The 23062-nt window shown below is 33.6% G+C and carries 25 protein-coding genes; all 25 read right to left on the bottom strand.

Annotated elements, in window-relative coordinates:
- Window positions 1-3 precede the first annotated feature (3 nt).
- Window positions 4-2175, bottom strand: coding sequence for an HsdM family class I SAM-dependent methyltransferase (locus tag IGI58_RS09745; RefSeq protein ID WP_429953586.1), 2172 nt, complete (start codon window positions 2173-2175; stop codon window positions 4-6).
- 190 nt (window positions 2176-2365) lie between these two features.
- Window positions 2366-4006, bottom strand: a complete 1641-nt coding sequence (locus tag IGI58_RS09740; protein WP_429953587.1) for a recombinase family protein — start codon at window positions 4004-4006, stop codon at window positions 2366-2368.
- Complete coding sequence (locus tag IGI58_RS09735; protein WP_429953588.1) at window positions 3990-5399, bottom strand: recombinase family protein; 1410 nt, start codon at window positions 5397-5399, stop codon at window positions 3990-3992. The genes IGI58_RS09740 and IGI58_RS09735 overlap by 17 nt, the downstream gene beginning before the upstream one ends.
- Window positions 5400-5612: 213 nt before the next feature.
- A complete protein-coding gene (locus IGI58_RS09730) occupies window positions 5613-6152 on the bottom strand; it encodes a hypothetical protein (protein ID WP_429953589.1) in 540 nt (179 codons plus the stop codon).
- An 82-nt stretch (window positions 6153-6234) separates the two neighbouring features.
- Window positions 6235-6360, bottom strand: a complete 126-nt coding sequence (locus IGI58_RS09725) for a hypothetical protein (protein WP_429953590.1) — start codon at window positions 6358-6360, stop codon at window positions 6235-6237.
- Between the two features lie 33 nt (window positions 6361-6393).
- The gene (locus IGI58_RS09720; protein WP_429953591.1) at window positions 6394-7995 is read right to left on the bottom strand and encodes a DNA primase family protein; all 1602 of its coding nucleotides are present in this window, start codon (window positions 7993-7995) and stop codon (window positions 6394-6396) included.
- Window positions 7988-8461 carry a hypothetical protein gene (locus tag IGI58_RS09715; RefSeq protein WP_429953592.1) on the bottom strand — a complete coding sequence of 158 codons (474 nt, stop codon included), beginning with the start codon at window positions 8459-8461 and terminating at the stop codon, window positions 7988-7990. The genes IGI58_RS09720 and IGI58_RS09715 overlap by 8 nt, the downstream gene beginning before the upstream one ends.
- Before the next feature lie 222 nt (window positions 8462-8683).
- Window positions 8684-10327, bottom strand: a complete 1644-nt coding sequence (locus IGI58_RS09710; protein ID WP_429953593.1) for a hypothetical protein — start codon at window positions 10325-10327, stop codon at window positions 8684-8686.
- 243 nt (window positions 10328-10570) lie between these two features.
- Window positions 10571-11479, bottom strand: a complete 909-nt coding sequence (locus tag IGI58_RS09705) for a hypothetical protein (protein WP_429953594.1) — start codon at window positions 11477-11479, stop codon at window positions 10571-10573.
- 66 nt (window positions 11480-11545) lie between these two features.
- Window positions 11546-12010, bottom strand: a complete 465-nt coding sequence (locus IGI58_RS09700) for a zinc ribbon domain-containing protein (RefSeq protein ID WP_429953595.1) — start codon at window positions 12008-12010, stop codon at window positions 11546-11548.
- A gap of 60 nt (window positions 12011-12070) precedes the next feature.
- Window positions 12071-12394 (bottom strand): Mor transcription activator family protein, encoded by a 324-nt coding sequence (locus tag IGI58_RS09695; RefSeq protein ID WP_429953596.1) that lies wholly within the window; start codon window positions 12392-12394, stop codon window positions 12071-12073.
- Window positions 12395-12536: 142 nt separating this feature from the next.
- Complete coding sequence (locus IGI58_RS09690; protein WP_429953597.1) at window positions 12537-13100, bottom strand: DUF1643 domain-containing protein; 564 nt, start codon at window positions 13098-13100, stop codon at window positions 12537-12539.
- A 170-nt stretch (window positions 13101-13270) separates the two neighbouring features.
- On the bottom strand, window positions 13271-13582 hold the full coding sequence (locus IGI58_RS09685; RefSeq protein ID WP_429953598.1) for a 4'-phosphopantetheinyl transferase: 312 nt from the start codon (window positions 13580-13582) through the stop codon (window positions 13271-13273).
- Window positions 13583-13641: 59 nt separating this feature from the next.
- Window positions 13642-14112, bottom strand: a complete 471-nt coding sequence (locus tag IGI58_RS09680) for a JAB domain-containing protein (protein WP_429953599.1) — start codon at window positions 14110-14112, stop codon at window positions 13642-13644.
- 47 nt (window positions 14113-14159) lie between these two features.
- A complete protein-coding gene (locus IGI58_RS09675) occupies window positions 14160-14480 on the bottom strand; it encodes a DUF960 family protein (RefSeq protein ID WP_429953600.1) in 321 nt (106 codons plus the stop codon).
- 298 nt (window positions 14481-14778) lie between these two features.
- Window positions 14779-15156 (bottom strand): hypothetical protein, encoded by a 378-nt coding sequence (locus IGI58_RS09670; protein WP_429953601.1) that lies wholly within the window; start codon window positions 15154-15156, stop codon window positions 14779-14781.
- A gap of 9 nt (window positions 15157-15165) precedes the next feature.
- Window positions 15166-16377, bottom strand: coding sequence for a deaminase domain-containing protein (locus IGI58_RS09665; protein ID WP_429953602.1), 1212 nt, complete (start codon window positions 16375-16377; stop codon window positions 15166-15168).
- Window positions 16378-16500: 123 nt separating this feature from the next.
- Window positions 16501-16869, bottom strand: coding sequence for a hypothetical protein (locus IGI58_RS09660; protein WP_429953603.1), 369 nt, complete (start codon window positions 16867-16869; stop codon window positions 16501-16503).
- Between the two features lie 12 nt (window positions 16870-16881).
- On the bottom strand, window positions 16882-18360 hold the full coding sequence (locus IGI58_RS09655) for a pre-toxin TG domain-containing protein (protein WP_429953604.1): 1479 nt from the start codon (window positions 18358-18360) through the stop codon (window positions 16882-16884).
- On the bottom strand, window positions 18347-18715 hold the full coding sequence (locus IGI58_RS09650) for a hypothetical protein (RefSeq protein WP_429953605.1): 369 nt from the start codon (window positions 18713-18715) through the stop codon (window positions 18347-18349). Before IGI58_RS09650 ends, IGI58_RS09655 begins: the two co-directional genes overlap by 14 nt.
- Complete coding sequence (locus IGI58_RS09645; protein WP_429953606.1) at window positions 18708-18980, bottom strand: hypothetical protein; 273 nt, start codon at window positions 18978-18980, stop codon at window positions 18708-18710. The genes IGI58_RS09650 and IGI58_RS09645 overlap by 8 nt, the downstream gene beginning before the upstream one ends.
- A gap of 221 nt (window positions 18981-19201) precedes the next feature.
- Window positions 19202-20092 carry a helix-turn-helix domain-containing protein gene (locus tag IGI58_RS09640; RefSeq protein WP_429953607.1) on the bottom strand — a complete coding sequence of 297 codons (891 nt, stop codon included), beginning with the start codon at window positions 20090-20092 and terminating at the stop codon, window positions 19202-19204.
- Window positions 20093-20511: 419 nt separating this feature from the next.
- Window positions 20512-21600, bottom strand: a complete 1089-nt coding sequence (locus tag IGI58_RS09635; RefSeq protein WP_429953608.1) for a hypothetical protein — start codon at window positions 21598-21600, stop codon at window positions 20512-20514.
- A 70-nt stretch (window positions 21601-21670) separates the two neighbouring features.
- A complete protein-coding gene (locus IGI58_RS09630; protein WP_429953609.1) occupies window positions 21671-22039 on the bottom strand; it encodes a hypothetical protein in 369 nt (122 codons plus the stop codon).
- A gap of 239 nt (window positions 22040-22278) precedes the next feature.
- Entirely contained in the window at window positions 22279-22758 is a 480-nt protein-coding gene (gene rlmH, locus IGI58_RS09625) for a 23S rRNA (pseudouridine(1915)-N(3))-methyltransferase RlmH (protein WP_429955324.1), read from the bottom strand.
- Between the last annotated feature and the right edge of the window lie 304 nt (window positions 22759-23062).

The raw sequence follows: 23062 nt of genomic DNA, 5'->3' as shown, positions 1-23062 counted from the left end.
TTATTATACCTCCCATCTCTGGATGTTATCTCCATCGAAAGAAGAGTAAATTTCTTTATACCTATGCTTATTATCAACTAACCATTCTGCAAAATCATTGACAACATTAGGAATATCTGTAAGACGTTTTTCATTTCCCTTAGAGTCTTTAAGTCTTTCCAATGTTATCGGATCTACCTCAAAAACTGGTTTCATAACAACAATCCGGTCAGTTGTCTTTACCGTATATCCTACATTTTTAACGGTGTTAACATATACTTCATAGTCATCACTTAAAAGAAATTGTTCATCATCAGTTGGTTTGTAACCTATTATTACAGTGGTAGACACCCCAGTCTCTCCAAACGTATCTTGTGGTAAATCAATGATTCCTACGATTCGAAGTCTTTTCATTAACCACGCTCGTACCTCACTCCATTGGGCAATACCAGCAATGGAATTAGATAGTATTATACCCATTCTTCCACCAGGTTTTAGACTCTTATATGCATTCTCTAAGAAGACTATACCCATATCTATCGCCTGTGGCTTTCTTGAAACCAACCATGTTTCATAAAGTTCCATTGTGCTTTCTTTAATATCCCACCTTGACTTTTTACCTGTTTGCAAATCTCTCCCTTTTCCGAAAGGAGGGTTAGTTAAAATTACATCATATTTCAGAATATCCTTTGATTCATCATCCAGATGTTCCCAATCATAAATATCATAGTTAGATTTATCAAAATCGTCAAAGCAAATTGAGCCATCGGTTAACATTTTTTGATTAATCGAATTTACATTTCTAATAGTTGTGTTTCCTTCTCCATTTAAGATTAAATTTAGTTGAGCTAATTTTAATATCTTTTCATCCTTATCAAACGCAAATAGTTTATTAAAATGTTTCTCATATTTCTTATTTAAAAAATTATGTGTAACTGTTAAGAAATCACATATACCTGAACAAGGATCGCAAATAGTTTCGTCATTTGATGGATTAATTATTTTCACTATCATTTCAACTACATCCAAAGGTGTAAAGAATTGTTTTTCTTTAGCTTTGTTTAAATCATTACCAAAGTTATTGAAAATAATTTGATTATAACTACCTCGATTATCAGATAAAATAATCTTTTTCTGTATCCTTTCAATGATGCCTATGAGAAATTTTTCATCATCTTTTTTGGAAGGTTGTAGAGAAATGCTTTTGTTTTTAAACTTCCTCTCTTTGTAAAAAAATTCTGTATCACTTAGCACAGAGAAATGTAATCTAGCTTCTTCGTATAATCCTTTTATCCTTTTTCGAAAGCTCTGTACAGATTCACCACTCATCTGTTTTTCAGATTCTGTGATATAGAATTCAAAGAAATCTTTTTTTCCGCTCTGGACAGCTTTTTCATCAGCAACCTTTAACATAAGAAATTCAACTATAAGATCTTGTGCATGAGAGATATTTAGACTATCTTGCATACGGTTCACTTCTTTTAGAATATCAGCAAAGTTATCTTCAGTAATCGGTTGATTTGATTTAAAATTTAATTTTTTTACATCCTCGGTTGATTTAATTCGACCGACAAGATTGCTGAATGTTGGAAATCTACTTAGGTCATCTCGATTAGTTAAATTTAGTTTCTCCCGTCCCTCACCCATTATAGTTTTATCCAAATAATATCGATTAATTGGGTGAGTTCCTTCTTTAGAAAAAACTAACACATCATCTTCATTATCAAAATATATACCATAAACTTCTTCTCCAATGTAGCTAGACATTGCTTCTGCTATTTGCTTGAAAACAGCATTTTCAACTTTTTGAGAATTATCCTTTGCTTCCATGACTAAAAGCATATTTTCTCTTAATTCATCGGGGAGAGATGTTTTCTTATCCCAGTTATCATAGATAACTCGCCACTTTTTTGTCTTAAAAACTATAATATCTGGTTTAAGTGACCTAGCACCTTCACTGCCTTTTGGAATAGTGAACTCCACACATATATTTTCAGAAGGGTATCCAAACTCTACCATTGCCCAGACCATCCTAGCCCTGTACCATTCTTCTGATCGTAACCCTTCTTTATTGAAAACTTTCTTTTTCGTAATGTTTGCAAAAACTCCGCAATTATTTCTATACCACTCACTATCAATTAAAGTAATCTCTCTAAACTTTTCATCAAATACGTTAAATAAATTTGTTATTATCACGAATCCACCTTCTCTACTATTCTGCCTATACAATACATCATTTTCTACAGTTCTGTCAACAATTAATAATACAGCCTATTAAACATCCATCATAGTTGTTACGCACCTCCATAACAGTTCCCCTAGCGATCATTAACCGCTAGGGAATTGTTACGTGGACGATCACATTTGATGCGATTCTTCATTGCTCCTATACAGTGAATCGGAACGGTGTTGTTAAGACAAAAAGAACCGTATCCTCTGAATGGGATACGGTTTCTCTATAGTGCTTGTTAAGTTGATCAATGATGGATTGGTCAAAATACATCGTCAATTGTAAGTGGTCTTTAGTATCTGGCGTAAAGGTAATCTTTTGAATAAACGTTCTGTATAGCTGTTTTATCTGCTGTTTTTCTTGATTGCTTACTAGTTTATCAATGCCAATAACAATGTCAGTCACGTTACCTACCTCTATTTTCTTGCCTTGATAACTTAAAATGCTTAAGAGTTCATTTTCTCGAATCTGTTTTTCTCGTCGTAATGTATGCTTTTTTTCTAAACGTTCTTTTAATGAGTCTAACAATTCTGGGTCTTCTTCTAACAATAACGTCAATTTCTCAATTTTGGCAGTTATTTCTTTTTTTTCGGTCTGTATAACCTTTAGTTCTTGCGACAATGGGAGGCGCTGCTCCTCCATTTCCTGATTAAGTGCTTGAATGACTTCTTTTATGATTTGTGGATGTTGAACGATTTCCTTCAGCCTTGCAGCCACAAACTGTTCCGCTTGGTCTGCTCGGATTGAGTTCGCATGACATACACTTGCTCCTTTATTTCGAAATTGAGAACAGGAATAATACCGAATACGTTTTTTGGTCCCATCCTTTAGTGTATTGGTCACATTACTTGCTGCCATTGGTGCTCCACATTCTGGACATCGAAGCAATCCTGTCAATACATTTTCACCTGCATGATTCCAATTGGGGTGTCTGCTCTCCAAGTCTAAACGCTCCTGAACCGCCTGATAGGTATGTTCATCAATAATTGGTTCATGGTCTCCTTTTACAATAATCGGGTGGAGATTTTTCCCCTTTCTTCGTTTCGTATCCCAATCAACGTAACGGGCATATTCTAAGTACCCAGCATAGATTTTATTATGCAAAATATCTTTAATGGCAGTGGTTGAAAAAGAATTGCCTTTCACTGTTTGATAGCCTCTTTTATTTAATTCATTCGCAATTGAACGATACCCTTGCCCACTCAAGTATTTTGAATAAATCAACTGAACTAGTTCCGCTTCTTTGGGTTCAATGAGTAATTGTTTTTTTCCATCATTATCAACACCACTAACATAACCAAGCCTTCGTCCCCCTGCATAGCGCTTTTGATCTCGTACCAATGAGGTCATGGCCATTTGAACATTTTCTGAAATTTGATTTCGTTCAAATTCACTAAAGCTGCCAAGAAGCTGCAACATCAACTTCCCACTAGAGGTCGTTACGTCAAATTGTTCTGAGATAGAGTACAAACCGGCATTGTGTTCTAAAAGCACGTCTACTGTTTTTAAAATATCCAACATATTTCGTCCAAGTCGGCTTAGTTTCCAAATGACTAACAGATCAAATTTTTCTGCTTGTACATCCGCCATCATTCGTTGATACGCCAAACGGTTCTTTGTGCTTTTACCACTTTCCCCTTCATCCGCATAAACCTCTGTTACCTCATAGCCTATTCGTTTAGCATAATCCCGTCCATTTTGTTCCTGTGCTTGAATACTATACCCCTCTTGCGCTTGTTCGTTCGTGCTGACACGCAAATACAAAGCCAGACGGTTTTTCTTAATTGGTTTTTCCATTCTGATTTCTTCCTTCCCACTGTAAAATATTTTGATTGATATTTTTTAAGTAAATTTCAGTGATGTCTCTCTTCTTTGTTAGTCGAATTTCTTTCAGTTGAGCCCATAACACGTCTTTTATTGGCTGTTGAGTTAGCTGTAATAAAGCAGTTAGCTTCTGTTGGCAAACAGCTTCTGATAGCTTTGGATGTGGATTTCGTGCGTTATTCTTATTCAATTGTTCTAGTTGCTTTTTAAACTCATTGGTAGATAGTTGATCTTTCTCAAAAGCTTCGAATAAGTTCGTTCGCTGTTGGTCAATTTTTTTCTTGTATTGTTGGTTGTTGCGTTGAATGCTCATTAACTCTTCTTGAACCGCTGTTGTTAGCCCATCTAACAATTCTTTCTTGCTTAAAAACACTTTTATATGCTTCATGACTTGAGATTCTATCTTAGACGCAGAAACAGTTACTCCTTCACATTGCCGATTCGCACAATGATAATAATGGTGTTCTTTACCTGTTTGTTTATGGCTTATCCTTTTTGGACTAAGAAACCAACCACAATATGGACAACTAATTTTCTGTCGTAAAGGATACACTCGTCCATTCTTTTTCTTACAATGTCGTTGTTCTCGTATTTCTTGTACTTTATGAAACAATGATTCAGAAATAATCGGTTGGAAATTTCCATAGTAACCGCCTAATTCTCCTCCTTTTATCCATCCATAATAAAGTGTGTTCCCTAAAATTATAGGAATACGATGGATAGCTAACGGCTTCCCTTTGTACAGATAGCCTTCTTTGCTTAACTGTTTCACAAGACTCTTATAGCCATATTTTTCAGTCGCGTATAACTCAAATATCCGCTTGATCATTGGCGCTGTTTCTGGATTTTTACTGACGTTTCCATTTTCTAATAAGTAACCTATTGGAACAGACGAACCTAAGTATTGCTTCTTTGTTTTTTTATAAGCTAACGTTGCATTTATATTCTCAATGGTCACGTTCCGCTGCATTTCCCCTAAAATCCCTAAGACTTGTACAAACATTTTTTGTGTGGCAATACTCGTTCCTACGCCATTTGGCAAAGGTTCTGTAACTGAATGAACTTGAACATGATGATGCTCACAAAATTCAAGAAACTCTAAAAGATTTTTTGTATTTCTTGCGATTCGATCATACCGCCAAACATAAAGAATTCCTACTGAATTATTTTGTACAATCGTTTCTTTTAATCGCTGGAAATCAGGTCTGTTTTCTGTCCCACCTGAAAATCCTTTATCGACGTAGACAAAGGGGATACTATCTTCCTGTTTAGATGCATACGTTTCAATTTTTGTTAATTGCGCATCAATGCTTACTTTCCTTCCATCATCTACAGAAGTTCGAGCATACGAATAAACGTTCACCATAATCACTCCTTAATAAGAAAACATACCGTATTTTGCAGGTATGCTTTCTCATAGTTAAAAATTTATTGGTTCGTATCTGTTTCATCTAATGTGGGCTCATGGTGAAAAATATAGGGTAGTAAAGAACAAGCTAATTGCTTGGAAAAAATGGTCAGATTATCATTCATGCTTCTTGCCTCCTTGTTTTTCTTCTGATTTAATGGTCAGCTTTTTTTAACTGTACCACTTGTGAAATTTCAGTTCTTCTACGAAAAATACTTGTTGATGTGAAATGCTGTCATAGACTGATCGAGCACTAATTAACGCTTGTTTATGCAATAAAACTTTCTTTAGCTGGTTGAATAATGGCCTTAACTGCTCATCTTCAAAGTAGTCAAAACCATTTTCTGAAGAGCTCACATACTGTTGCCAAGTTTGGTATATCTTCTCAGGTAACAATTCCCCTAAACGATTCAGCGCAGGAACATATGATACATTTAATGCCTCTATCAAGCCCCAAAATGCTCCATCTTCTTTGTGATTGACTTCAATCACATGATCAATCTGATACTCACCCGGAGCACCTGAAGGGTCTGTTACTTCTAATGTAAGAACGATCAAGGACACGATTTGCCCAATTCTATTTCTACCTTTAACAAGCTCGACATTTTTGATTTCACTGTAATATGCGAAATGATTGATTCCACTAGTTCCTTGTATATCAATAAATATATCTCGATTATAAAATACTGCTTCTTCATTTCTATTCTTCATTTAAAATTCCTGCTTTCTATTCGTTTATTTGTTATTTTTATTCCATACTTTTTTGTGAAGTCGTACAGGATTTGACCCTTATTTAAAAATCAATATTTTCAGGTTTAACAATCAATTTTCCAATTTTTGAAAAGTGATCAAATGGTTCATGTTCAAACAAAGATCTCCAGTACTCTTCCGTATCATCAATAAAATTATCATTCATCATTTGCGAATCTCCTTCGTGATTTTCCACTTTTTCTTAGCTAGTTTTGAACATTATATTTTCTATAAAACGTCCCTGTTTATTCTTTTTTATAATCGGTAAATGGTCAAATTGATCGTAATAGTCAGCTTCAAATTTCTTCCAAAACAATTGGGTATTTGTTGCAACGCTGTCATAAAAGCCATTGCTAACTAACCATTCTTGATAACTGTTAATCACGTCATTTCTGTATAATCGTTTGCCAACACGGATCTCTATTTCATTTGATATAAAGCTTGACAATGGATTGGCTGAATTAAAATAGTTTCGCTTTGCTTGAAGCATTCCTTCTGATTCAGAAAAATGATACTCGTTCTGACGCAAACGTGTTAATCCTTTTAATAAAAAATTTAGTATGCCTGAAGACTCTTGTAACAATTTTTCTGTTAAAAAAGGGTCCACCTTTGTTTCAGACACTTGTTTCAAAAATTCCAGTAACAACAGTCGCCGTTTATACCCAAATGATTGGTCGTAAATTGGAGGTAGTTTATTTGTGATGAATACATGTTTTGCGTACAAAGAGGTGGTTATAGCTGGTTTATTTTTTCTGTCTACATTCAACGGGTCACCTGATACAAGAGCTTTTAACGTATCTGGATTATATGAAAAAGTTGCTCCCTCATTGGAGATATTCACTTTTTTATTCAACATTACTTCCTTCCCGAAGCGTGAAGATAACTCGTCCATACTTGCTGAAGCTGAATTTTCAACCCCTATAATTTGGGTAAACACATCAAACAACACGCTTTTTCCATTTCGTCCACCACCGAAAGCAATCAATAGTTTTTGCGCTCGATTTGTTTGATCCAACATATAACCGCCATACTCTTGAATAAATTTAATCTCATCTGGAATGATTTCTTCTAAAAAATGATAAAACATTGGACAGTTGGCTGTTTCATCCACATGAACAGTTGATTTTTTTGTTAGATAAAAATTTGGCGAGTGATTAACGAAGTATGGTTCCATAGTATTCAATAGCAGCGTTTTATTTGCAAACGCAAAGCCTTGTACATCAAATTCATTCCAATTCACTATAGCTGTTTTCGCTTTAATTCGTAGGATTATCTCATTAATTGTATTGCTATTCCAAGAAACAGTTAAAAAATTTTCCAAGAAAATAGCAATTATTTGTGGTAACACTTTTTCCGCAGATTCATAAACGCCTGTTACTTTGTTATAGATACGCATCTCGTTAATCTCTTTCACTATTACTAATTTTGAAGCTTTATGGAAGAATACTGCTACCTTAGAGATCAATTCAGGTTGCTTATAGTTCCTATTATCAAATTCAAACAGTGCTAATATAAACACAGAATACGTTTCAAAAACCAGTTGTTTTAAGTGTTCAGGAATCCTTCGCTTAATACGTGTTCGACTTTTTGAAATGTTCGTTTCTTCAAGTACAAAAGTGATAAACTCCTCAGTAGCTATCCATGTTTCAGACAAAGCGATTGCTTTAACTTCTCCGATCGATAGCTCCTGAAAGCTATCGATCTGTCTCCTTGTTAATTTTAATAAACTGTTTTCTTGATTTAATGTGAATACATATTGATCTAAAAACTGATGAGGTTTCATTTTTTGAAGTAACTTATTCATCATGCATCTCTTCATTTGTCACTTCAAATTCTTGTAATGTTTGTAAAAAGTCTTCAGAGATGGGGAACATTGTATCTATATTACGAAATACCCTCTGTGTCTTTTCTGACTGATTGTCTTGTAATCCAATGATAAATATTTTTCCTTCCATCTCTTTCGTGTTCATAGATTGACGCCCTTTTTGGAAATAAAATCCTGTGTTTCTCATGATTTTTGCAAAATAACTACGATTAACCTGTGTACCATATTTCAGTTGAAAACCATGAATGTATTGATGATCCTCAAAAAATTCTGATTTTTTAAAACCAATATATTTTTCAACGTTAAACGTTAGCAGAAAATCAGTTCCTATCGGCTCTGGTCCGAAATTAACTTCACGAGTTGAAAAATTAGTTAGCGTAGCTATTATCCACTTTGTAGCAAAACCTTCTTCATAAAAATCTTTAAAGTTTAAGTCAAATTCCATTGTATTCCTCTTTCTTACGCAGCGCTGCATAAATTTATTTATCGATAACCTTAGTTTAAACCATTAGTTTTGGGACTGCATTTTGTGTCTAAAATGTTTTTAAGTTTAGACATAATAACGAACAAAAGGACAAAAAATCATAAATGACGCTTTTTTAGTAGTATTTAGCAATTAAAAAATAACAAAAAGACAGTTCATAATGAACTGTCTCTAAATAAAAAATTATTTTTTTCTTTGCTTATTAATTGGCTGAATCAAAAATTCACCAGATAAATCATTGACGTGGTTTTCATTTTTTTGACTTGGGAACTCTTGTCCCCATATATTTATTATAATTGCTCTAGCACTAAAATTAATATTCCTCAAATTATTATCTATTTCTTTTAATGCTTCTTCAGCTTTAACTAACACTGATTCGTTTAACAAATCATTACCGCCGTTTAATACTTGTTCAACTTCTTCAACTTCAGTAGGCATTGATTTATTTAATAGAATAGCCAATTCATCTATTTTAAACATCATATAGTTTAAATAACCAGATGACGAACTAGTAAAATAACGAATATCTGTTATTATATACTGGATTTCTATTGAATAACCATGCCTTAACTCAAAGTATCGATCCCCCCAATTAGCTATTTCATACACATAATGATTAAGCTCTTCCATTTTATCTCTTAAATACGGAACCCATTGTACTTCCTTTTCGTTATTGTCTGCTATCGAAGGAAAGATTTTTTTCTTAACCAAGCGAATTAAAAAATGTAAAGCCATTTGCAACGATTCGAGCTGGTAAAGAACATCGTCTATATCTGTTGGTATTAATGGTACTTCCTTCAACTTGTAGTGTTCAAATCTATTTTCCAGTAATATCAATCGTTCCTTAAGAGAATGTGTATACAAATCTTCTCCGTTCGCAAACATTGTTGACATATGTTGAACTATCGGGGTATCCTCTCTCATATTTTTTTTGGTTTGTTGAAAATGCTTTAAATACTTTGCAAGTGGCTCATTTTTTTTATTGGGATACATTTCTAAACGTTTACTAAGTTTTGTTATTGGTACTCCAGACTTTCTTAAGGTATCTAACTCCTTGATTCTTTTTCTATAATTAAAATAAGAAATTAACTCAATTATGTATTGGTCCACTTGTGTATTTTCATAACTACTAAAATAATCCAAAGAAAGTTGTTCTATTTTTTCTTGTGCATAATTTTCAGATTGATTATTAAAACCCGTTAGTTCTTCTTCATACTTCTTTTTGTCATTAGCTACGCGTAATTGTACTTTTTCTTTTTCTAAAAACATTTCCGCATCTAAATACTGAAACAGCCTGCGCTGAATTGTGTACATTCTATTTCTTGACTCACTTGTTAATGTTGACACCTTATTTAAATAATTGCTGATGCTCTCATTAAAAAGGGTTAAATTTTCTACTTCTAATTTTGTCACACTGTATGGAAGCGAGCTCATTATAAGGTACTTTAACTCAAGATCATCTACTAACTCAATCTCCGTTATCAATCCAGAATAATAATCAAGATACTCTTTCAATGTCTTTTTGCTAAAATCTGCTTCATTTTCCCAAGATTTTGTGATTTTAAAGGGGAAATCATTCGATACTTTTAATAATATAGCGAATAGTTCTAGTTCCTCTTTGGTAAATTCAAATTCTTTTTGATCAACATCTTTTATATAAATGTAGCTAGTATTTTTATCATTCTTTTTTGCTTCATCATACTCGTCTTCATCATATTTTAACGAATAGCTCCTCAAAATATTTTCAAATTTATTCATTAATGCTGTTCTTTTCATAGTTGGAATTTTGTTGAACAAATCTTTTTGATTATAATATTTTTCACTCAATAATATTCGCTCCCCATTCGTTTATTAGCATTAATTCTAACAAACAAATGGCAATAGTTCCAGCAGTTCCAAGCAAGACACTTTAATATAACTCTCTCATCATTTATTCTTACTATTTTATTTCTTTGGAACTACTGGAACTAATGTAACTTTTTATTCTAATGAGAAACAATGGTAGTTAAAATCCAAGACGAGCATCCCTCATATAGTCAACCTACCATTATTTAGATTTATTCAGATGATTCAATTTTTCAAGAATCCCTCATACAGATTTTTACCTTGACCTAACTTTGTTCCTTTTTCAGTAATCTCGTCATCAGTTAGTACATACATAATTTGATACCAACCACCTAAATCACTAAACACTTGTGAATACGGATCACTTCCCATTTTCTCTCGGTCATAAATAGATTGAGCTGGATTTTGTTCTTTATAAGGAAGACTACTTGTATCATACGCAATACCTAAATAACGAGCGTCCTCTTTTACAACCTCCTCTCTATCCACCAGTTTTTGTTTTATTGTTTTTAAGGTATCTGTTATCTGTTGTTCAGTAAATGACTCGCTTTGCTCACCTGCTTCTACCACTAAACGGAAATAATGATCTATGTCTAACTCGTTCAATAAACGAAACGCTGCCTGATTTAACGCAATGACTTGTTCTTGGTAGCCTTCTACTTCCCCTTTTTCATAGACCTCTGTATACAAACTAAAATAATCATCGTCCATAACTAACCCATATAAATAATCTAGATTAAACGCAAAATAGTACTCCCCTGTTTTTGTTTGATCATTCGGAAAGGTCATTTCGTACTTTTCTTGTAAAAATTGTTGAATATCTTCTAACGTTTTCAGCTCTGTTACTTGCTTTGTTGTGGGATTTCCTTCATAACCAAGTCCGTATGCTTTTTTATATTTCCGCTCTATTCGATCTTCTAATGCGGATTGGCGACTACTATCCACCTCAAAATAAGAAGCATCTTTTGATTGATTTACTTCTGGAGCATCTTCCTTTCGTTGTTTTTCTTGACTCGATATTGAAGAAGAAGCTTGCGTTTCATTTACTTTTTTTTCTTCTTTTGATTGTGTAGAACAAGCGGCTAAGCTAACCATACAGCCTAAAATGATGAATCCCTTAACCCAATTTTTCATATGTATCCCTCCTAATAAAGTGAAAGACGAGAAACATTTGAATGTCTGCTCGTCCTTTTATTTTGTTTACTTAGACCAGAAAAATGTCCATTCATCTAGTGTTTCCCCATTATTTACACGTTGTCCTAGTTGATAGGCATCTACGGCACCAACAATTACAACAATCAACCCAAGTAAAGGAAGAAGTATGGTCACTAGTATCGCAGCCACAATCATCACAATACCTTTTGTTTTCTGGTTATACCATAACAAGGACGGCAATCCTGGAATAAAGAATCCTAAAATAGTTGCTAATACGACATTCACTGAACCTGTCCCTGTACTACCTAGGCTTTTTCCTACGGATGGTCGCTTTATTTTTCGAGGATTAACGCCACATCCCAGACATAATTCTTGATTGGGTTGAATCTCATCTCCACAGTTATAACAATAATGAATCACTTTCCCTTGACGCACGCCACAGGATGTACATATCTCTGCTTCTTTATTTATCTCTTTCCCGCAATTCGTACAATAACAACTATTCTCCATCTTTTTCCCTCCATTTTCTGTACCTATAGCTATTTGGATATATAAGGACATGTTTGTTCTTCAATGTGCTCGATTCTTCCATTGTGCAATATAAGGGTATGTCGCTTCTTTCACTTGGTTTGGATTTTCCCTTTCTAATTCCTTCAACATTCTTTCAATTGAACGTTGACTATACCCATAGTGGGTCGCTATCTTTTGTTTATTTTTTCCCGTGTACTCCGTTCTTAATAAATCTTTCATGTAAGCACGACTGATTAATCGAATAGGAAAATTCACCTGCAGTCCTCGAAACTCCTGATAGATAGCCAGAGTGCTTTGTTTGCCTACTACTCGTTCCAAATCACGATACACTTTATTCCACCCTTGCACCTCTGGTTCATTCACTCTTTCTCCTCCTTTCAATTTCTACTACAATAATAACGATTCCCTTTAGACTTATCTTGCGTCATTTTCATCGACAAAGTTATTTTTTTGTCGCTACTAGCAATTTTAGAAATAACTAACGATCTGAGAAACATTTATTTTTTCATTTTTCCATCTTCTTTTTTGAAAATAGCAGTTTTGCATTCTCCAATTTCCACACTTTTCTTACCTGCACACTTAAGGGGTGGGCAATAGCTCCTTTTGAATTAACCAACACTTGTGTCATTTTCTTTTGTTTAGGGGTCAATAAGTCATAACATTTTTCTGCTTGATCCATAGCTACTGAGCTAGTCGTCACAATCGAACCTACGGCAAATACAATTTGACTAATTCGCTTCTCTGCCAAAACAGTAGTAAATACTTCTAATGTTTGATCATCAACACCTTTTAAAAAAGAAGCTCTATCTTTTGCCTCAATAGAAGAGAAAAGATTTACTGCAATAAAACCAGAAAAACCTAACTGACGGACATGCTTCTCAATTAACATCATGGTCAAATCTTCTGTGTAGGGACTTGTACTACTAGGACGAATCGTAATAACTGCCGCTAAATCTCCCTTTTTATCTTCGATACCTTCTAACCATTCTCTTCTTAGCACATAGCGGTGCGTATTTCTCTCGTTTGTCCAAGCCTCACTCTTTATGGTTATCAATTGTTTGTTTATCATTCCTTTTCTCCCTTTCTATGCTGCTGACCATTTAAAACATTCCGTAATGATTGTGGTAGCAACTAAACAAATTAAACGAATCCATAAACCCATTTACTCTCGCCCCTCTCTTATTGCTTCTACTATTTGCATCATACAGTGACAAATCAATTCTAAAAATACCTCTTTGGTCATTCAGCTCCATCCTTCATTGGTAAAAGTTTGGAATAGAGTCGTGTATTATTCTTTAATAAACCTTTGATATACGTGGTTTGGCTCGTAACATCAGTAAGAAAATACACAACATATTCATTGTCTTGATTATCTACATATAAATACAAGTGGGTCATTACTAGTTTTGGTAATTGTTTTTTGGCTCCTTCAGGAAGAGTAGCTTCGTCTAGTTCTTCCCTTTCCAATGTGACAGATTCATAGCTCCATTCCTCTTTTACTGTTACAAGTTGAGTTTGTTTTTGTAAAATGTTCTTTGCTTCATTTAACATGGCTTTTTTCCTTTCTATGGAATAAAAATAACCTTATGAGCTTCCCTCATAAGGCTTCTTTACTTACTATCGGTTATATAACCTTCTGCTTTCATAGACAGATATTTTCCACCACTACCAATTATCAAATGATCCTGTAAATTAATTTGAAGCAATCGACAGGCTTTTTCTAACTTCGCAGTAAATTCGATATCCGCTAATGAAGCGGTCACGCTACCTGAAGGATGATTATGCCCAACACAAATAGACACACTATTTGATAAGAGCGCCATCTTTAAGATATCTCTAGGAAAAGCGAGTGATTGATTGATGGTTCCTATATGAACAACTTGAATAGCCGTTGGTTCATTTTTTACGTTTAAACCAGCGACCACCAAATGTTCTCGATCTTTCGTTTCAATAAACGGGGCGAATAACTCGTAAACAGCTTGAGGGCTAGTACAAGTTCTAGCGGCATAAAAAGTGGAGGCTTCTTTGACTAATTCAAGACTGACAATAGCTACACGTTTTCTTGGTTGGTTTGTTTTCATGTTTTTCTCCTTTATAATTGTTGTGGTTGATTCTTAGAAAAATGCAGTTAATAATCTTCTGGTAATAACATGGTTTGATGACTACGATCGTCAATCACCCATAATTTTTCAATTTGGACATCTGGCATTACTTCATTTACTGTGTAGGTATGATAATCAATGAAAAATGGTTCTTCTTGTCGATGAATCACCTCAATTGCTTGGCGTTGATTATCTGGATTAAATTCAAAGATTTGTAAATAGTCTAATTCTGTTTCAGCTTTACTTCTTTTTTTGTCAATCAAATTCCAGCAATAGAGTTGGATTTCTTTTGGTACTTGTTCGTTCACTCCCTTCGTGATGTAACGATTTTCTTTGCTATCAAACATTTTATTCCCTCCTTGAAACACAAAAATAGACCAATCATCGATTGAGATGATTGATCTTCATAGATATAATATATAATTATTTTTTCTCCTAGTACGTCTTAATAGCGTGTATTCTAGATAAAATATCTAATGGATGAAATAATTGGTCCCTTTTTTTTATGCAATTAAAACATGACTTACCTCAGACTACACTAGCCTCATTGGCAACTTAAATAGTAAGTTTAGCTTACTAATCAAATTTTTACTATCCGGTTACCATTATAGAATAGTGCACCTTTTTATTATTCTATAATCAGTACTACTCTAATAACATGTTAACTCTTAGCTTATATTCTTCATCTTTATCTATCTCAAATTTTTGATTGCTTAACAACTGATTCAAAGTACTTATATCTGAATCATAAACAGACTGTTCTTCTTCATTTAAACCATTAACCATTTTCAAACTTTCTTGCTTCTCTAATAGATAATCTGGTAAAAAATCTTGTTTTAAACTCAAAATCGAGAGATTTACCATAACTGATACATAAACTTTATGACTTTTTTTCATCATTAATACAGAATCTTCAAAAGTTGCGGCTACTGCTTGATTGGGGCTAAACCCTTCATCTTCAATAAAATCTTCATAGTCTTCTAAAGTTAATTCTTTTGCTTCTAAATAACTAATTTCACTCATTTTTTCCACCTACTTCGTAAATATATTAAGTTCTATATTTGGAAATTTTTTTCTAAACTCTAGTATAACATTTGTACAGCTTTGGCAAGCTGGTAGTTCTGTATATAAATCTATCTTACCAGAAAGTTTTGGATCTTTAATTTTAGATGCTATATCCTCCAGAATTTTAACCTCAGTATCATTATACCTTGGGAACTTATCTATTGTATATGATTCGAAAATCCTATTTTCTGATGCAGGTGAGAAATTGCCTAAATCTGCACCTTTGCTACTTGGTCCGTGAATTTTACTATGTGCCATAAACTCGTCTGGCAAACCTTTTATTTTAACATCAGCGACAGCCATATTTCCTTGATTTTTCAGCTTCGAATTTGGCATTCTATTCCTAATATTATCAATTCTATTTTGGAAGTTCTCAACTTTTTGCGCTTTAGTAAGTCCACCAGTTTTCTCAAGTTTACCTATCTTGCCAACATCATCAAAATACCCAGCTTTATTTAAAATTTGTAAGTCCTTTGCGGTCAAATTAGCACCTGTTAATAAACGATTCCCTGCTCGCAGTTCTCTTGCCGCACTGATCATTTTTGCCTGTGGCAATAATAACAATGCTGCCCAAAGACCTGCTTCTAATCGGCTGGCTTGTTCCCCTGTCACTGGGTCTTTCCCATTAAACAGACGATACAAACTATATAGCCCTGTCATTTCCCCAGCCATATCTTTCATTGTAATTCCTAATTCTTTCATGCCTTCTTTCGATTGGGCATACATCAAATTAGTTGACGCTACTTCACTATACTTTCCATTAATGTATACTTTCAAACCATACCCATATTTATCGGTTTTCACAATTTCTATTCGTTGCGATGGACAAGAGTCATTATAAGTCTTTAAATTAGTATACCAGTTTTTTGTTTTTAAATCTGAATACGTATAGGTTCCTGTTGCGGCGTTAAAGGATTTACTTTTCCCTAGATCGCTCAATGCAGAGGTCAAATCACCTCCAGTTGAAACAATCGTTGAAAAATCACCTGCATGACCATTTTCAAATGTTTCGTATTTCTCTAGTAAATCAATTTTCTTTTGTGTCTCACCAAGTTGAAAATCTTTTGCCATCACGCCATAACCGCCGATAATTTCTAGAGCAATATTTCCAGCAATTTTGTTTAAAAGATCTTGTTTTTCTCGTTGAATTCGATTTAACTTCTCTTGAAGCGCTCGCAATTCTTCTTTATATTGCCTACCAAAAAAACCTCATATTAAATTGAGGTTTTTTTTTTAAATTCTATTCATAGACCATCATTGATATTCATAACTTACTTTCTAAAAATTTATCATGTTAATAATTTATTGAATATATCCACCTTTATTGGGTAATAACTCTTCAAAATCACTAGATGCAACTAATTGACATTTGTTATCCCACAAATGAAGCATTAAATCTCCAATCATTTTTATATATTTTTCTTTTTCAGTTTTCTCAGTACTATCTATATCTAAAAAGTATGGAAAATAGAGAAAGCCATTTGGAATGTCTTTCGATTTTTCTTCATCAAATTCTTTGTTTTTCAAGATGTCAACAGTAAAATATTCACTCTCTATTGATAAAAATTTATCCAAACTCAAGTCAAAAAACTCACTTATGTCCTTCGCTAACTCCCCAATAGACATGGAACTGTTAATGAATAGTTTACAATACAAGTCTCCCATTTTCATTTCACCTCCTCATTATTTAATTGGCAAGTACGGTGGGTTATCAAATTTACCACCTTCTAAAATAATCGATACATCTGCTTCAATACCTAAAAGATTCTCTAGCTCTTTTCGTAATCCTCTTAATTTGGCTTCTCCAGCTTGAATTTTCCCAGTTTCAATAGCATGGAGCATAGTTCTCTCTCTAGCTGAGCCAGGGTTGGGTGTTCCAAAACTTTTTTTAATCAATTCATCAAATTGTTTTTTAGTTACCCTCACACCAATATCAATATCCGAAGTGGCCTTTGCAGTTCCACCAGCCCTACTTCCTTGAACAAAAATATCATCACCAATCTGACCTAGTCTACTTTTCAATAAATCACTCATTTCAGCAAACTGCTTATCAGTTAATCCTTGCGGAACTTTCAATTTCCCAGCTCTACTGGCTTGTTCAAGTCTATTTATTTTACCAACATCATCAAAATATCCAGCTTTATTTAAAATTTGTAGGTCCCTTGCGGTCAAATTAACACCTGTTAATAAACGATTCCCTGCTCGTAGCTCTCTTGCCGCACTGACCATTTTCGCCTGTGGTAACAATAACAATGCTGTCCAAAGACCAGCTTCTAATCGGCTGGATTGTTCCCCTGTCACTGGATCTTTTCCATTAAACAGACGATACAAACTGTATAGCCCGGTCATCTCTCCAGCCATATCTCTCATTGTAAGCCCTAATTCTTTCATGCCTTCTTTCGATTGGGCATACATCAAATTGTTTGAAGCTACTTCGCTATACTTTCCATTAATATATACTTTCAAACCATAGCCATATTTGTCGGTTTTTACGATTTCAATTCGTTGCGTTGGGCAAGTATCATTGTACTTCTTTAAATTAGTATACCAGTTTTTGGCTTTTAAATCTGAATACGCATAGGTTCCTGTTTTTGCGTCAAAGGATTTACTTTTCCCAAGATCGCTCAACGCCAAGGTCAAATCACCGCCAGTTGAAACAATCGCTGAAAAATCACCTGCATGACCATTTTCAAATGTTTCATATTTCTCTAGTAAATCAATTTTCTTTTGCGTCTCACCAAGCTGAAAATCCTTTGCCATCACACCATAACCACCGATAATTTCTAAGGCGATATTTCCAGCTATTTTGTTTAGAAGATCTTGTTTTTCTCGTTGAATTCGATTTAACTTCTCTTGAAGTTCTCGTAATTCTTCTGTGTCTAGTGTTTTACCTGTTTCCCCTACTTCTCCTTCAAAACTCGCTAAAAAGGCTGTGTAGGTTTCACCGAAATCACAATGGTAGTTATATAAGGCTTTTGTGACAACGGAATAGGGCGATAATGCTTGCTTAGCAGAATCCCAACCAGGACCTGTTAATGCACTTGACGCTGTAAATTGCGCAATGTTTGTTTCAACTGTAGAAAAACTAGATAAACACGCGACCCGATCGGATTGAGAACTAGTAAAAACACCTTGAACTTCGGAATAATTAAATTTCGTCATCGCTTAATTCCTCCTGCTTCTTTGCTTCATAATAAGCAGTGTTAAGATGATCTTCTCTGTTGTAAAATTCTTTTTCTTTTTGTTCAAATCCTTCTTCAATTGAATCAAATGCTTGGGCAACAGCTCGTTGTTCTTCTTCAAAATAGATTAATTGTTGCGTGGCATGGTTCAGCGATTCTGTTCCCTGACTGAGATAGGCCACTTCCTCTAATATAGATTGTTCTTCTTTTTGTAAGTAGGCCCAATGTTCTTGGTATTCTTCCCACAGATTTTTCTTTTTATGAATGGAAAGTTTTTCATCTTCTAATGCAGATAACTGATTAGATACTTCTATCACACTTTTCTTCTTATCCATGCGTCACCACATCCACCATCGCCTGATTGGCAGCCTCATATGTGTTACTAATAGATAAAAGATTGTCTGCATCGGCTTTTAAACTACTCTCGAACGTACTCATGATTGCTTTTGTTTGTGTAAGAATAGTATTAATATCTTTTGATGCAGCACCATCCGATATAGATAATGCTTCACTGCTACCAGAATAAGCATTCATGAATGGCATCACAAGCCCACTAGCAAATATACTAGCTTGTTGCGGATCATTTTTTGTTTCTGACATTGAAGAACTCCTCCTATTAGTTTACTCTCTTATTATTTCCAATAAGTATAGTTTAACAAAATAAAGAGTAAGAATACAGACCATTTAGTAAAAAGTAATCTCTCGTGAGAAATAAAACAGCGTATGATTATAAAATTAGTATTATTTACAATTTGAGTAAAACAACTGCAAATAATGTGGTATGCTAATAGTAGTTTATAGTTACTATAGCAGTACGTAGGTTACATATCCGCTTGAATAAAGATCGGAATATCTTTGCTTTCTGAAAGAATCGAGTGAACTTCTCGCTCAATACTTTTCGCAAAATTCTGCTCTCCGAGCTTCGTTAATAAGTGGATATAGTCGTAAATATTTTCTTTATAACAATCGTCACCAGTAATTAAATAGCTTGTTAAATTATCCAAGTACTGAATAACTAATTTGTAATCAAACGTAAGATTGCCTTCTTTTGTAGCGGCTAATCTTAAATAATAACGACTTGCCTCATATTCTTTTTTGCGTAGTAACGTTGTGATTAAATTGTTAATCATGTTTTTTATAAATTCTGTTGTCTCCACATTTCTGACTTCAATATCTTTAACAGGCAACGCTTTTTTAGCTAGGTGCTTGATTTGATTGTCATTAAATAGAAAAATTGTATTGGATAATACGGCGTAATCATACTGAAAAAAATATTCTTTTTCCATGAGAAGTTCATAGATTTGATTTAACTCTTCTTGGCTTACTGGAGAAATCTCTTTCCAAAAATTGGAGAACAATGTTTTTATCCCGATAAAATTTGCCATTTCTCTAAGATGCATATCCTTAGAAAAGGTTAATTGGTTGTAGTAGTTAAGTAGCTTCTTTTTATTGGATTCATCTATAGGACTATTCGCACATTGTCTAAACAATTTACGAAACTTTTTTTGTTCCATACTATCTTCTAAATATTCTGAAAATTCTTCTAGTGGAACAGAGAAGCGTTCTAAAATATCTCTTAGTTCAGAAAATCTTAACACTTTTTTTCCTGTCTCGATTTTGGAATAGACGGAGGTATCAGTATAGGTAAGAATATCTTTTTGCTTTAAATTTTTATTTTTTCTAAAAAAATAAAGTGCTTCTTCTACATTCATTATAATTCCACTCCCTTTTTGTCTAAGTATAGCACATTATTACATATAAAATGTTTGAAATATTCTATTATTGAAAGGAGGGATTGCCATGATTACAGTTGCTACTGCGGTTGCTATTTCAGTTTTTATTTGGGTTAATGTTTAATTTGATTAAACCGCAATTATCTGAGATAGCTGTTTAGTTATTTTACTAAACACCCCTTGTATCTCTTTTGATACAAGGGGTGTTTAAGTGATTAATGTTAAGATAGCTTTTCAGTATGGAATCCAAGTAATTTTTTTTGATTGGCTCGTCATGATAATTTTTTAACACCCAACATCTCAATTAAATTCCAAAATTTGCATTTAATCCATACTAAGATACTATATAGTCTCTTAATTGCTTAACCAGTAAATCTTTGTTCTCCTTTATTCATCAACTAGTGGTTTATTTTTTTATATTCGGATATCCTTAATTCAATTCTCTCTTTAAGTTCTTCTAGTATTTCTAAGTCTAAATGTTTAATTAGCAAATCTAAAAGAGCAACTTCATTATCAATCTTTTGTTCCATATATTTTTGATAACGATCTAAATCTTCCTCTTCCTCTGGATAATTTTCTTCAATAATAGTAACAAACTGGTTAATTAACATATCGAACATTTCTGCTTCATTTCGTAATAGGGCAATCAAAGTCTCTTGAAATAAACTGCTTGGTACGATTTCTTTATATTTGAAATTATCGTTATAGTTTATTTCAATATCCGATAATATTTTCTGATTTTCACTATCACAAACATGAATATAACTATTCACTACCCAATCATTAAAGCGTGCAATTTGAGCAAATGAAAGATTATTACGACGGTAAATATTATCAATAGCTGAATTGATTACTTCTGATAGTTTATTTGTATATAATTGAATCGCATATACAATTGCTACATTATAGTCCTCATTGAATGCATAGAGTTTTCCTGTTATTTCTGGATTTTTCCCTTTAAAATATTGAATCATTTCGGTTAATGGATCTTTATTGTAATTCTTAAAAAAATATTGGGAATTAAAAACTGCATTATGATCACCATATCCAAAAATATCTCTCTCATGCTCTGAAAACCAAATCACATTTTTGTATTTTTCAAGTGATTCTTGTCCTTCCTCAGAGACAACATAAAAAGTTTTATAGGAGGAATATGAAAGTATTTCTTCATTTGAAAGATGAATATTTGCTTCTTCCACAAGTCTATCTTTTCGTACAGCACCTTTAATATCATAATTTTTCAGCAATAATTTTAAATCGTCCACATATAAATATGGTATATATTCCTGTGGAGTGTTCTCTCTTATCAAACTTAAACTTAATAGTTTGGGTATACTTTTTCGAAAATTAATATCTTGCGAAGAAAGTAAAGTAAAAAATTGACCACCTGTAACTACCCTATCAACATTATTTTTTAATGGATGCCTCTCTACTATTTTGTTAAGAATAAGAATATCATCTGCATTTAAAGATATTTCCTTAGTCATAGACTTATTTACCGCCTTCCTAAATCTTATCAAATTTCTGTTTTTTCAAGCTATAAATGATATGGTTCGTTTAATTAGTTTCATAATTACTTACAGATTTAAGCCACGATAGATCAACAAAATATGGATTATTCATATCTCCATTTTTCTCAATCAACATAACATTTCCATGTTTTGCAGCAACAATAAAAGTATCTTCCTTAGTGAACTTTAACCCACCTTCATTTTCGCCATCAATCAAAAACAAGAATTGTTTTACTTTAGCGTTCGGTTTTTTAGATCTTTTTTTGACTAGCTTATATGCTTTTTTTACTCCCCCTTCACCAACAATACGTATAACAACGTATCCACCTACCGCAACTAGGCTTAGTAAATTTTTGGGCCCTCCAACCTTTTTAGCAACTGTTGTAAACCCTTGATACCATCCCAAATTTCCCATAATTAATCCTCCATTTTTCATATTTTTCTAATTTAATTGATTCTGTGTTAAACCAGCTCTTGTTATTAACATAATTTATATTTCAAAATTCAAAGATTAATGCTAATTATTTCAACTTTTTTAGTGCTTTTTGAATTACTTTTATAATTCCACATTACCACCAACCCCTGTCTAATTAATGCTGTATTTCTCTATATAAAATCAAAATCCCGTTAATTAACATTTTTCAAAAAATATCCCTACTTATGATACGGTTCCCCCCGCATAATCCGGAACCCGCGATAAATCTGCTCCACCAATACCAACCGCATCAGCTGATGTGGATAAGTCAGCTTGCCAAACGACATCTGCTTTTGGCTTCTCTTCATCACCTCATCACTCAAGCCAAGTGATCCGCCGATCACAAAGGCTAATTGACTTTTTCCATCGATCCCTAACTGTTCAATTTCTTTTGAAAAGTCCTCACTGCTATACTGCTTGCCATTGATCGCTAAAACAAATACATGATCCTGATCAGAAATTTTCGCCAAGATCCGTTCGCCTTCTTTGCCTTTGACCTGCAGCATTTCTGCTTCACTTAGATTCTCTGGTGCTTTCTCGTCTGCGACTTCGATGATTTCAACCTTCGCATAGCTTTTCAGTCGTTTTAAATATTCATTGATACCTTGAACCAAATATTTCTCTTTTAGCTTTCCTACGGTAATGATTTTTATTTTCAACAGATTCACGTCTCTTCCTATGTTTGATTCTTTCAGTTGTTAACAATTTTATCATGAATGATTTTTCTCTTCCACATACTTTCCCACAAAGTTATGCACATATGCACAGACTTATCCACAGAACCAAGGTCATTTATCCTTTATTTCATGGTATTTTTAGATACAAACACATATTCCCGTTTACTTTTCCACATTATCCACATTTTGTGGATAACTTTTGCACTGGATTTTTCCTCACTTTTTTAATAGTTTTTCACAAATTCATGTGTATAAGTGTGGCACCGCAAACTTTTTTTCATTGTTT

This window comes from Enterococcus sp. AZ020 (assembly GCF_050499205.1).
Classification (GTDB): domain Bacteria; phylum Bacillota; class Bacilli; order Lactobacillales; family Enterococcaceae; genus Enterococcus_L; species Enterococcus_L dunnyi.
Note: the sequence above shows the minus strand (reverse complement) of the source record. Positions and strands in the feature narration are given on the sequence as shown.